We start from the raw sequence: 12,658 nt of genomic DNA, 5'->3' as shown, positions 1-12,658 counted from the left end.
AATAATTTAATAGAAAACGAATTAAGAAATGAGTTAAGATCCGATAGGATTTTAAATAGAATTAAATTTTAGAAGAGTTGTTAATGTTCGGTAGATTACTTGAAAGTTTTCTATTAAATATTACAACTACATTATACAAGGGGGGAGTATGTTTGAAAAAAAATCAAGCTTTTTCAAAATTGCCTTCAGTTGATAAAATTTTATCAAATGGTAAAATAGAGGCCTTAATGGATTGCTATCCAAGAAAATTAATATTAGAGTCCATAAGAGAAGAAATAAATAGAAAAAGAGAAGAAATTATTTTTTTAGATGAAAAGGATATAGATTTATTTGATATAAAAGAAGATGATTTAATAGTCGATATAATAAATTCTATAAAAGAAAAATTTGAGTTGTCTATTGAAAAAGTTGTAAATGGGACAGGAATAATTTTACATACTAATTTAGGAAGATCTAGACTTAGTCCAAAGATAAAAGATGATTTAGTCGATATTGCATTTGGATATTGTAATTTGGAGTACGATTTGTCAGAGGGGAAAAGAGGTTCGAGATATGACCATTTAGTAGAAATTATAAAAGAGCTTACAGGAGCAGAGGATGTTTTAATTGTAAATAATAATGCAGCTGCTGTCTTATTAGTGCTCGACACATTGGCAAAAGACGGAGAAGTTATAGTTTCTAGAGGTGAGCTTGTAGAAGTCGGTGGAAGCTTTAGAATATCTAGTATTATGGAATTAGGTAGTGGTAAATTAGTAGAAGTCGGCTCTACAAATAAAACACATATAAGAGATTACAAAAAAGCCTTTAACGAGAATACTAAGGCTATAATGAAGGTACATACAAGTAATTACAGAATATTGGGATTTACAGAGTCTGTCGGAATCGATGAGTTAAAGCAAGAAGAAGAATTTAGAGAACTGCCTATTATTGAGGATTTAGGAAGTGGAGTATTTATAGATTTATCTAAATACGGACTTTCTTATGAGCCTACTGTAATAGATTCGATTAAAAAAGGGGCAGATGTAGTCACATTTAGTGGAGATAAAATGCTCGGAGGTCCACAAGCTGGAATCATAGTCGGAAAGAAAAAGTACATAAAAAAAATGAAAAAAAATCAACTGACAAGAGCTTTGAGAGTTGACAAAATGACTATAGCGGCTTTGGAAGCTACATTGAGAATGTATTTAGATGAAAATGAAGCAATTGAAAATATTCCAACTTTGAAGATGATTACTTGCAAATTAGATGAGCTAGATAAAAAAGCAGATCTACTTTTGAATAAAATCCGAAATTTAAATATAGATGCAGTTGTCGAAAAGGAAAGAGATGTATCTCAAGTGGGAGGCGGTTCAATGCCACTTGAAAAGCTAGATACATATACAGTTACAATTAAACCCGATAAATTTAGCGTGTCTTATCTAGAAAAGATGCTTAGAAATAGTAAGTCACATATAATTGGCAGAATAAATGGAGACAAGTATATTTTGGATGTCAGAACTATAGAAGAGGATGAGTTTGATTTTATAATAAAAGAATTGAAGGAAATTTTTTAGGGGGACTTCTTTGAAATGAAAAATATAATTGTAGGAACAGCAGGACATATAGACCATGGCAAGACAACATTGATAAGAGCTCTTACAGGTAGGGAAACAGATAATTTAAAGGAGGAAAAGCAAAGGGGAATATCTATTAATTTAGGATTTACATATTTTGATTTGCCGAGCAAAAAACGTGTCGGGATAGTCGATGTTCCAGGACATGAAAAATTTATAAAAAATATGCTAGCTGGAGCATGTGGAATAGATATTGTCTTATTAGTAATAGCAGCAGATGAGGGTGTGATGCCTCAGACTATTGAGCATTTAGATATTTTGAATTATTTAGATGTGAAAAATGGGATAATAGTTTTAACTAAATGTGACTTAGTCGATGATGAATTTATAGAATTAGTTAAAGACGATATAAAGGAAAAGATAAAGGGATTATTTATTGAAAATGCACCTATTGTAGAAGTTGATTCTATTTCGAGAAGAGGTCTAGATGAATTAGTTGAAAAAATTGACGAATTAAGTGAAAATATAGAAGAAAAGAAAATCGATTCTCCATCTAGAATGAGTATAGATAGGGTATTTTCATTAAAAGGATTCGGAACTATAGTAACTGGAACCTTGATTGAAGGAAAAATAGATTTAGACGAAGAGCTTACTATATATCCAGCTGAAAAGAATGTAAAAGTCAGAAATCTGCAGGTTCATGGAGTAGATGTAAAGACAGCCTATGCAGGTCAAAGAACGGCTATCAATTTATCGAATATAAAAGTCAGTGAAATACAAAGGGGAGATGTAATCGCAGCTACTGGTTCAGTTGAAGAATCGATGATGATAGACGTAAATATATCTCTGGTTGAGCATGCTAAAAAAAACTTAAAACACTGGGATAGAATAAGAATTTTCCACGGAACAAGGGAGATTTTATGCAGAATAGTTCCACTAAATGAAGACCAAATATCATATGGAGAAAGCGGATATGCTCAGCTTAGACTAGAGGATAAAATTGTGGCCAAGAAAGGAGATAGATTTATAATTAGATCTTATTCTCCTATGGAGACTATAGGTGGTGGAGTCATAATCGATACAGCTCCTAAAAAGCATAAAATACACGATGAAAAAGTCATCGAGTCTTTGAAAGTCAAGGAAAGAGGAGAATTAAAGGATATAATCGAGGAGTATTTGAAGCTAAAATTAGCTAACTATATAACTCTAAAGGATTTAATAAGCTATACAGGTGACAACGAAGAAGATATAAAAATTCAATTAGATGATTTAATCAAAGAAAATAAGGTCGTTAAAGTAAATAAATACTATATACATATAAATCAATATGATAAATTATGCCAAAAGATAGTAGAGATTTTAAGTGATTATCATAAAAAATACAGACTGAGAAAGGGTATTTTAAAGGAGGAGCTTAGATCTAGAACTGATAACAATTTAAAAGTAAAAGATATAGATGTAATATTCAACAAGATGGTTCAAAATAAACAAATTAAAATCGAAAACAATTTGGTATCTAATTACGATTTTGAAGTCTGCTTTAATAAAAAGCAGTTAGAAATAAAAAAAGATATCGAAAGTAAATTTAGAAAAAATGGACTAAAATCGCTTTTAACAGAAGAAGAAGTTTGTGGAAAAAATAAATTTTATGAAGAGGTTTTTGAAGCTTTAATAGGAGAAAGTATTCAAAAGATAAATGATGGACAATTCTTAGATAAAAAGGTATACGAAAAAGTGAAAAATGATTTAATAAATTATCTAAAGAAAAATAAAGAAATAACAGTAGCTGAGTTTAGAGACCTTACAAAATCTAATAGAAAAATATCAATAGCTATGCTAGAAAATTTTGATAGAAATAAAGTTACAGTTAGGATTGAAGATAAGAGAAGGTTGTTTTAATATATTTAAAAGAGGTTTTAATTTTTAGGAAAAGAGGTTTTATTATGAGTAAAAAAGATATAGTATTTTGCAAAGGCGGAGGCTGTACTGCAAAGCTAGGACCAGGTGTTTTGAGCCGAGTTCTAGATAAAATACCTAGAAAACACGACGAAAATTTACTTATAGGATTTGAGAGTAACGACGATGCATCAGTTTATAAGATAACTGATGATATAGCCATAGTACAGACACTAGACTTTTTCCCACCGATGGTAGATGATCCGTATACATTTGGGAAAATAGCTGCAGCAAATGCTCTAAGCGATATATACGCTATGGGTGGAGAGGTTAAAACTGCCTTAAATATAGTATGCTTTCCAGAGCAAATGGATTTGAATATATTAGGAGATATAATACTTGGAGGAACTGAAAAGGTTCAAGAAGCAGGTGGTGTTTTATCAGGGGGACATTCTATAATGGACCAAGATGTAAAATATGGACTATCTGTTACAGGAGTTATAAACCCAAATAAAATATATTCAAATAACGGTTGTAAAATAGGAGATAAATTGATACTTACTAAGCCTCTAGGAGTCGGAATAATTGCTACAGCAAATAGAGTAGGTGAAGCTAGTAAAGAGGCTATGGAAAAGGCGATTAATTCTATGTGCACATTGAATAAATATGCATCAGAAATCTCTAGAAAATACGATATTCATGCATGCACAGATGTAACAGGGTTTAGCTTGCTTGGACATCTAAATGAAATGGTAGCAGGTAAGTGTTCAGCCGTATTAAATAGCGATAAAGTGCCTTATATAGAAGAAGCGAAAAACTACGCATCTGAATTTTTACTTACAGCTGCTGCACAGAGAAATAGAAATTTCCTTGAAGACAAAGTACTATTTAATATAGATGATTTTGCTATGGAGGAAATATTATTTGATCCACAGACATCAGGAGGGCTATTGATAGCAGTAAATCCAAAGGATGCAGATGAGCTTATAGAAGAATTAAAAACATTAGAATTGCCATGTGGTATAATAGGCGAAATTGTAGAAGAACAAAAATATAAAATAATTGTAAATTAATTAAAAAATAATAATTTTAAATAAAGAAAGGAAGAATAAGATGAGAGAAATAGAAATAGATGCTAGAGGAGATCAATGTCCAATTCCAGTAATAAAGACGAAGAAGGCTTTAAGTGAAATGACACAACCAAGTATAATATCAGTTAGTGTAGACAATGAAATCGCAGTACAAAATTTAAGTAAAATGGCAAAACAAAAAAAATTAGAGTATTCATGTGAAAAAATAAATCAACAACATTATGTCATAAAAATAAAAACTGGTGATTTGTCAGAAGCTAAACAAGATCAAGTAGAGAAAGCTAAAAACGAACAAGGTGAAGTTTGTTATCCAGATAGAAAAACCAATACAGTAGTAGTGCTTAGCAGCAATCAAATGGGACAAGGAAGTGAAGAGCTAGGCGAAATACTTATGAAAGGATTTATATTCGCGTTAACTGAATTAGATGAGCTTCCAAGTACTGTATTACTTTACAATTCAGGAGTAAAATTATCTACAGAGGGTTCTAAATCTATTGAAGATTTAAAAACACTACAAGCACAAGGAGTAGAAATTTTAAGCTGTGGTACATGTTTGAACTACTACGATTTAGCAGACAAGCTAGAAGTTGGAGAGGTCACAAATATGTATTTTATAGTTGAAAAAATGTCACAAGCCGATAAAATTATAAGACCATAAATATAAAATTATTTAGAAGGTAGGATGTAAAAAATAATTGTATTTTTTTAGAAAAATTATTTTATATTCGACTGTTGAAAATGACAAAATATTTAAACCGTATATTCTATAATATATTTAAGAAAATATTTAATTAATTTTTTAAACATATAACACGATTAAGTAAGGAAAAGGGGAAAATCTAATGTATTTAGATTACTATATTTTTGAAAACTTACTGATTAACTATATTATTATAAGTTGTACGACTTCTATTACTAAGGTATACAGCAAAAAATACAGGCAAATACTAGGTGCAGTAATAGGGACTATCTACAGTGTTATGTATATTTATAAAGAATTAGAAATTTTTTTTACTCTACCTTCTAAATTTGTATTTATAGTATTGATAGTTCTAATTTCTTTTAATGTAACAGATAAAAGGGAGTTTGTTAAAATCCTTTTTAGCTTTTATCTAGTAAATATATTTATATCTGGAAGTGCTTATTTTGTAATTTACTTCACAGGAGTAAATCATATGACAGTATCCTTTATTATAATTTGTGCTTATGTAAGCTGTAAATTGTTGAAAAAAATAATCAACGATTTTAGATTATTAAAGCATATTGAGCAGGTGACAAAGGAAATAAATATATCAATACTAGATCAAAATATAAAATGTACTGCACTTTTAGATAGTGGAAATTTACTCCAGGATCCCATCAGTAAAAGCGATGTTGTAATAATCAAGGCAAGTCTTTTAGAAAATTTTTTACCCAAGGATTATGATTTTGAAAAAATGGATATTTCAGATATCCAAAAAATAACTGATAATCTAAGCCCAAAGGTTTCGTGCAGAGTTAGATTAATTCCATATAGACACGTTGGAGATAATAATGCAGGCATGATATTAGGTATAAAGGCGGATTATCTAAATGTCGATGATAAAAAAATAAGCGATATTATTCTTGGAGTATCTAATTTCAACGATAAGGAATACAGCGCAATTTTAAATCCAAGGATATTATATTAAAAAGGAGGACTTTTCATTGGTATTACTATTAGAGGATTTAAAAAGAAAAATACTTATGAGGTTTATCAAAATAGGAAGTAAATTAAAGCTGATAAACCCAGACAGTATTTATTACATGGGAGGAGTAAATGTATTACCTCCACCACTTACTGTAGAAGAAGAAAGGGAATTATTACAAAAACTAGAATACGATGAAAATATAAAGACTGTTTTAATAGAGAGAAACCTAAGATTAGTAGTCTATATATCTAGAAAGTTTGAAAATACAGGAATAGATATGGAGGACCTTATCTCTATAGGAACGATTGGACTTATAAAGGCTGTAAATACATTTAATTTAAACAAAAATATAAAGCTGGCGACATATGCATCTAGATGTATAGAAAATGAAATACTTATGTGCCTTAGAAAAAACAACAAGAAAAAATCAGAAGTATCATTTGACGAGCCGCTGAATGTAGACTTAGATGGAAATGAGCTTTTATTATCAGATGTACTTGGTACAGATAACGATGAAGTTTATAAGATAATTGAAGAGGAAATAGATAAAAATTTACTATTTATGGCTTTAGATAAATTATCTGATAGAGAAAAGCAAATTATGGAATTAAGATTTGGACTCAGCACAAAAGGAAAAGAAAAAACTCAAAAAGAAGTCGCCAATATCCTTGGAATATCCCAATCTTACATTTCTAGATTAGAAAAAAAGATTATTTTTAGACTTAAAAAAGAGATGAAAAAATTTTTATAAAAATAAATAAGTTCTCATTAAAAGTATAAAAATATATGATGTGTAAATAATTTCATATATAGAATCTTTTAAGAGAGGACTGAAATTTATGATTATAAATAAAGTTGAGATTTGTGGTGTAAATACATCAGAGCTTCCTGTACTTAAAGCCGATCAAATGAGAGAGCTGTTAGTAAAGATTAAGCAAGGTGATCAGGAGGCTAGACAAAAATTTGTAAAGGGCAATTTGAGATTAGTTCTAAGTGTTATACAAAAATTCAATAATAGAGGAGAAAACGTAGATGACTTATTTCAAATAGGATGTGTTGGACTTATAAAAGCTATTGATAATTTCGATTTAAGTCAAAATGTAAGATTTTCTACTTACGCTGTTCCTATGATTATAGGAGAGATAAGGAGATATCTTAGGGATAATAACCCGATTAGAGTTTCACGTTCTCTAAAAGATATAGCTTATAAAGCTCTGCAAGTCAGAGAGAGACTTATAAGGACTAATTCAAAAGAGCCTACTATTTCAGAGATTGCAAAGGAATTAGACATGGAGGTAGAGTCAGTAGTGATGGCTCTCGACGCTATACAGGATCCTATATCTTTATTTGATCCAGTTTATCAGGACAATGGAGATGCTATATTTGTAATGGATCAGGTACAGGACAAAAAAGACACAGACGAAAACTGGCTAGAGGAGATAGCATTAAAGGAGGCTATAAAAAAATTGAGTTCAAGGGAGAGATTAGTCCTTGATTTAAGATTTTATAAAGGAAGAACTCAAATCGAAGTGGCAGATGAAATAGGTATTTCGCAGGCGCAAGTATCTAGAATCGAAAAAAATGCCCTAAAAAACATGAGAAAGTATATCTAAAATAAAACATCGAAAGCAAATAAAACTGTCGTATAAGCGACTTAATAATCGCTTTATGGCAGTTTTATTTTTACAAAATATCTACAAATTGCTAAAAAATTTGATTATTTTTCGATAATGTGTAAAATAAAACTAAAAGGAAAATAATTATAAAATTTATAGACAATATCGTAGTGAATTTTTTCCCGTGATCAATAATAAACTTATATAAGTATAAGAAAATCTTTTAAGGGGGAATTTAACTATGATGAGAATATCAGATATTATGGAAAAAGAAATAATAAATGTAAAAAATGGTAAGAAATTAGGTTTTATAACAGATATAGATTTAGATATTGAAAATGGAAAGGTATCATCTTTTTCGATAACAGGAGCATCAGGAAGCTTTTTTTCTAAAGGTGTAGATATTGAAGCTGTATTTTGGAAGGATATTTTGAGAATAGGATACGATACTATACTTGTAAATATAGGTTCAAGCTTAAATTTTGATACAGACCAAATTGATATTTAAATTTTAAATCTTATCTAGCTAAGGAGGAATAAAATGCAATGCCCATATTGTAATTACAAAGAGTCTAAGGTAGTAGATTCTAGACATACAGATAGTAAATCTATTAGAAGAAGGAGAGAATGTGAGTCTTGTAAAAAGAGATTCACAACTTACGAAACAATTGAAACAACACCTATAATGGTGATAAAAAAAGACAACAGTAGGGAAATATTTGATAGAGAAAAAATAAAAAGAGGAATAATAAAGTCTTGTGAAAAAAGACCTGTTTCAATAGAACAAATAGAAAGCATAGTTTCTTATGTAGAAAATGAAATAAATAAAAATTATGTAACAGAAATAAGTACTAATAAAATCGGCGAAATGGTGATGGATAAATTAAAGGATATAGACGAGGTATCATATGTTAGATTTGCATCTGTATATAGACAATTTAAAGATATAAATACTTTTGTCAGCGAATTAAAAAATATTTTGATGGAGAAGGGTGATTAATATGACACAAACTGTAATAGATAGAAACGATTATTTAGAAATTAATAAAGAAGGACTAGATTTTGTAAAAATAGCTATAACAACTAGCAATATAGATGCAAAAAATAAAGACGATATACAAAAAACATTTAAAGATATATTTACTTTAAAAAACTTAAGTAAAAACAAACAAATTCATTCGGATATAGTAAATAAAATAGGCAGAGATAATATAGGAAAAATAATAGACGGAGATGCTATTATAACAAATGAAAAAAACGTGCCTCTTTTGATTTTAACAGCTGACTGCGTGCCAGTTGTTTTAGTCGATACAAAAAATAAGGCTGTAGGTCTTGCTCATGCTGGCTGGAGAGGGACATACGCTAAAATATGCGAAAAAACCTTAAAAGCTATGAAGGATAATTACGATACTAATCCCAAAGATGTAATAGCAATTATAGGACCATCTATAGGTAGCTGTTGCTATGAGGTCTCTCGTGATTTAGTTGAAAAATTTAACAAACTCGTTACAAATAGCGACGAAAAAATATATAAAATAGAAGATGAAAAATACTATCTCGATTTATGGAAAATTAATACATATATATTGAAAGAGTTTGGAGTACTAGAGTCGAATATATTAAATATGAATATTTGCACAAGCTGTAATTGTGATAAGTTTTTTTCATATAGAAAACACGATAAAACAGAAAAGAGAATAGGAACCTTCATTGAGATAAAATAAGGGGGTAATATTTATGGAGGAAAAAGTATTAGTTATAGATGACGAAATGCATATAGTAGAGCTTTTAAAATTCAACTTAGAAGTAAATGGATATAAAGTTGATTATTCACAAGATGGTTTTGAAGGATATTATAAGGCAAAGGAATTTAAACCTAATTTAATACTTCTAGACTGGATGTTACCTAATATAAGTGGAATGGAAGTGCTTAAAAAGATAAAAAATGACCAAGAGCTAAAAGAGACACCAGTTATTATGCTGACAGCAAAAAATATGGAAAGAGATAAGGTCAAGGGACTAGAAGAAGGCGCAGATGACTATATAACAAAGCCATTTGGAATAAAGGAATTGCTAGCTAGGATAAATTCTGTACTTAGAAGATATAATATAACTGCAAATAAAGTGGAGGACGTACTAAGTGTAAAGGATTTAAAAATGGATTTGATAAAGCATGAAGTAACTAAAAAAGATCAAAAGATAGATTTGACTATTAAAGAATTTGATTTACTTAAATTACTTATTCAAAATAAAGGAAAGGTATTATCCAGAAACTTTTTATTAGATAAAGTATGGGGATATGAATATTTTGGAGAAACAAGAACCGTAGACGTCCATATTAGATATTTAAGAAAAAAAATTGAAAGTGATGGAGAAAAATATATAGAAACTATTAGAGGAATTGGGTATAAAATTAGTTAAATGTGAAATTATGGGACTAATTTAGTTAAAGGTTGAGGTAATATTTATGGATTCAAACTTATATCAATTAAATGAAGTATATTTCTTTGTATTGCTTATTACAACAGCTTTAGCCATATTGCTTGTAAGATATACCATAACCTTACGCAGATACTTGAAGGAATTTACAATAGTTTCTAAAAAGGTGAGTAATAAAGAATTCCACGCGAGATTAAATACATATGTAAAAGGCGAATTAGGAGAATTATCTAAAAATTTCAATTACATGATTCAGATAATGGACAGCACAATTGAGGAGGTTGAATACAAGCATCTTCAATTGACATCTATAGTAAAAAGTATATCTCATGGAATTTTGGCGATTGATATAAAAGGGAATATTCTTCTTATAAATGATATAGCCAAAGAAATGTTAAAAAGTGATACAGAAATTAATTTAGAAGGTTTAAATTTTAAAAATGTTGTAAAGGATAAAAGCATATTAGAGGTATTTCAAAAATACGTAGGAAGTACTCAAAATGAAGTAATTGAGTTAAATTTAAAAAATAATTTGGTCTATAGAATAAAAATAGACCCCGTCTATTTGCAGGATTCAAAGCACGCAATAATAGGATCTATTATAAATATTGAAGATATAACAGAAATTGTCAAATTGGAAAATATGAGAAGAGATTTCGTGGCTAATGTAAGTCATGAATTAAAAACACCGTTGACTTCTATTACAGGCTTTGTAGAGACTTTAAAGATTAACGACGATATAAATAAAGATACTAGAAACCATTTTTTAGATATAATCGAGAAGGAATCGAATAGGCTAAAGGGACTAATTGAAGATATATTATTGCTTTCTTCAATTGAAAATGGTCAGGACTTGTCTTATGAAGAAGTAAGGCTATTTGATGTATTTAAAGAGGTATACGAGATAACAGAGTATATAGCTTCAAGTAAGAATATAACAGTGACATATGATTTTGAAGATGAAGATGTACATATTTTAGGATTTAGAGATAATGTAAAGCAGATATTTTTAAATTTAGTCGATAATGGCATAAAATATACTCCTGAAAATGGAAGAATCGAAGTTAGACAGTGCTACGACAGGAAAAATCAAAATATAGTAATTGAATTTAAAGACAACGGAATAGGAATACCGAAAGAATCGCTAAGTAGAATTTTTGAGAGATTTTACAGAGTTGATAAAGCTAGAAGTAGAGATATCGGGGGAACAGGACTTGGGCTTGCTATTACTAAGCATATGGTCAAATCTCTAGGCGGTAATATTACGGTCGAGAGTATTTTAGGAATTGGAAGTAATTTTATAGTTACAATCCCGATGGAAACAAAATAATAAAAATAAATCTAAAATCTTATGTAAATAAATCTATGATATATAGAAATTTTACATAAGATTTTTTCTTTTGTGCAAAATAATTTTAAATAGAATTTTACAAAGGAGAGTGCGATATGACAGAGAGTGCATTAAATGAAGCTTTGTTTAGACATTCATTTTTAGTAGCTGTACTTTTAGGAACTTTGTGTAGGTTTTTAGTGCTTAGAGTAAACGACAAGCAGTACCCGATGAGACCTCAGGATTATATAGAGCAGATTATAATGGCGGGACTTACTTCTTCATTAGGAGCTATTGCGTTTCCTGCTCTTATGGATAAAGAGTTTGCAGCGCTTACTTTTTTGGCTGTAGGAATTCAACAGTTTCAAGGGTTATCCAAGCAGGAAAAGATAACTTTAGATAATATCGATGAGGATGCATTAGTGCCCAAGGGTATAGCGTATATAGAGGAGATATCTTCTACTTATGAGGTTAGGAGTTATGTCAGTCTATTTTCAGCATTATTTTCATCCGTAGTATATATATTGGTTGCCAAGAGGTTTGGAGAAAATATATGGCTTTGCACAGGACTTGCTATTTTAGTTGCTCTGATAATAGGTTTGATATTTAGAAGAATACTCAGAAGAAATAGTATAGGTGACATTGCCGATATAAAAGAAGCTAAGATATACTTCGAGGGACCTATAATGAAGGTCAATGACGTCGTGATAACAAATATAGGCTTGAAATCGACTAGAGATAAATTTTTAAAAAATGGAATTGCGATTGAAGTAGTTCCAAAGGACAAAAAGGACTTTGGCGTTGTAAATGACTTGGGACAGAGAGATGCAATTATACATAATATATTTATCCATACTGGTGTAGACAAGGATGTAGATGAACACGATATAGTATCAACATCTAAGGTAGATTTAGAAACAAAAAGTGTATTGATTGTATTTATGCCGATTTTAAATGATATGGAATTGATAAAGAAGGTAGCACAGAGCACACCTATTTTAGAGGTGGCTAAAGGTAAGCAGAGTGAATATAAAAATTTAATAAAGCAGTAAAATTTGAGAGG

13 protein-coding genes are annotated in these 12,658 nt (G+C 29.8%); all 13 read left to right on the top strand.

The window, feature by feature from the left end; genetic code table 11:
- The first annotated feature begins 152 nt into the window (after positions 1-152).
- Complete coding sequence (gene selA / locus MR593_RS07845; RefSeq protein WP_290691649.1) at positions 153-1,553, top strand: L-seryl-tRNA(Sec) selenium transferase; 1,401 nt, start codon at positions 153-155, stop codon at positions 1,551-1,553.
- Positions 1,554-1,568: 15 nt separating this feature from the next.
- A complete protein-coding gene (gene selB, locus MR593_RS07840; protein ID WP_290691647.1) occupies positions 1,569-3,452 on the top strand; it encodes a selenocysteine-specific translation elongation factor in 1,884 nt (627 codons plus the stop codon).
- 41 nt (positions 3,453-3,493) lie between these two features.
- A complete protein-coding gene (selD, locus tag MR593_RS07835; RefSeq protein ID WP_442908404.1) occupies positions 3,494-4,522 on the top strand; it encodes a selenide, water dikinase SelD in 1,029 nt (342 codons plus the stop codon).
- 40 nt (positions 4,523-4,562) lie between these two features.
- A complete protein-coding gene (gene yedF / locus MR593_RS07830; RefSeq protein WP_290691645.1) occupies positions 4,563-5,198 on the top strand; it encodes a sulfurtransferase-like selenium metabolism protein YedF in 636 nt (211 codons plus the stop codon).
- Between the two features lie 184 nt (positions 5,199-5,382).
- A complete protein-coding gene (locus MR593_RS07825) occupies positions 5,383-6,210 on the top strand; it encodes a sigma-E processing peptidase SpoIIGA (RefSeq protein ID WP_290691644.1) in 828 nt (275 codons plus the stop codon).
- Positions 6,211-6,226: 16 nt separating this feature from the next.
- Complete coding sequence (gene sigE, locus MR593_RS07820; protein ID WP_290691642.1) at positions 6,227-6,961, top strand: RNA polymerase sporulation sigma factor SigE; 735 nt, start codon at positions 6,227-6,229, stop codon at positions 6,959-6,961.
- A gap of 88 nt (positions 6,962-7,049) precedes the next feature.
- Positions 7,050-7,823: an RNA polymerase sporulation sigma factor SigG gene (gene sigG / locus MR593_RS07815; protein WP_290691640.1), complete on the top strand. Its 774-nt coding sequence runs from the start codon at positions 7,050-7,052 to the stop codon at positions 7,821-7,823.
- A 244-nt stretch (positions 7,824-8,067) separates the two neighbouring features.
- Positions 8,068-8,334 carry a YlmC/YmxH family sporulation protein gene (locus tag MR593_RS07810; RefSeq protein ID WP_290691638.1) on the top strand — a complete coding sequence of 89 codons (267 nt, stop codon included), beginning with the start codon at positions 8,068-8,070 and terminating at the stop codon, positions 8,332-8,334.
- Positions 8,335-8,367: 33 nt separating this feature from the next.
- Positions 8,368-8,826, top strand: a complete 459-nt coding sequence (nrdR, locus tag MR593_RS07805; protein ID WP_290691637.1) for a transcriptional regulator NrdR — start codon at positions 8,368-8,370, stop codon at positions 8,824-8,826.
- Position 8,827: 1 nt separating this feature from the next.
- Positions 8,828-9,550 carry a peptidoglycan editing factor PgeF gene (pgeF, locus tag MR593_RS07800; RefSeq protein WP_290691636.1) on the top strand — a complete coding sequence of 241 codons (723 nt, stop codon included), beginning with the start codon at positions 8,828-8,830 and terminating at the stop codon, positions 9,548-9,550.
- A 13-nt stretch (positions 9,551-9,563) separates the two neighbouring features.
- Entirely contained in the window at positions 9,564-10,247 is a 684-nt protein-coding gene (locus MR593_RS07795) for a winged helix-turn-helix domain-containing protein (protein ID WP_290691634.1), read from the top strand.
- 46 nt (positions 10,248-10,293) lie between these two features.
- Positions 10,294-11,595: a HAMP domain-containing sensor histidine kinase gene (locus MR593_RS07790; protein ID WP_290691632.1), complete on the top strand. Its 1,302-nt coding sequence runs from the start codon at positions 10,294-10,296 to the stop codon at positions 11,593-11,595.
- 116 nt (positions 11,596-11,711) lie between these two features.
- Positions 11,712-12,647, top strand: a complete 936-nt coding sequence (locus MR593_RS07785; RefSeq protein ID WP_290691630.1) for a YIEGIA family protein — start codon at positions 11,712-11,714, stop codon at positions 12,645-12,647.
- The last annotated feature ends 11 nt before the right edge of the window (positions 12,648-12,658 follow it).

Origin of the sequence: Intestinibacter sp., from assembly GCF_022780145.1 — a bacterium.
Lineage (GTDB): Bacteria > Bacillota > Clostridia > Peptostreptococcales > Peptostreptococcaceae > Intestinibacter.
This window is presented reverse-complemented; position numbering and strand designations above follow the sequence as displayed.

What these genes read in the sequence shown, in the direction of transcription:
- selB (WP_290691647.1), top strand. Translation starts at nt 1,569, where the DNA reads ATGAAAAATATAATTGTAGGAACAGCAGGACATATAGACCATGGCAAG.
- yedF (WP_290691645.1), top strand. Translation starts at nt 4,563, where the DNA reads ATGAGAGAAATAGAAATAGATGCTAGAGGAGATCAATGTCCAATTCCA.
- MR593_RS07825 (WP_290691644.1), top strand. Translation starts at nt 5,383, where the DNA reads ATGTATTTAGATTACTATATTTTTGAAAACTTACTGATTAACTATATT.
- sigG (WP_290691640.1), top strand. Translation starts at nt 7,050, where the DNA reads ATGATTATAAATAAAGTTGAGATTTGTGGTGTAAATACATCAGAGCTT.
- MR593_RS07810 (WP_290691638.1), top strand. Translation starts at nt 8,068, where the DNA reads ATGATGAGAATATCAGATATTATGGAAAAAGAAATAATAAATGTAAAA.
- nrdR (WP_290691637.1), top strand. Translation starts at nt 8,368, where the DNA reads ATGCAATGCCCATATTGTAATTACAAAGAGTCTAAGGTAGTAGATTCT.
- pgeF (WP_290691636.1), top strand. Translation starts at nt 8,828, where the DNA reads ATGACACAAACTGTAATAGATAGAAACGATTATTTAGAAATTAATAAA.
- MR593_RS07795 (WP_290691634.1), top strand. Translation starts at nt 9,564, where the DNA reads ATGGAGGAAAAAGTATTAGTTATAGATGACGAAATGCATATAGTAGAG.
- MR593_RS07790 (WP_290691632.1), top strand. Translation starts at nt 10,294, where the DNA reads ATGGATTCAAACTTATATCAATTAAATGAAGTATATTTCTTTGTATTG.
- MR593_RS07785 (WP_290691630.1), top strand. Translation starts at nt 11,712, where the DNA reads ATGACAGAGAGTGCATTAAATGAAGCTTTGTTTAGACATTCATTTTTA.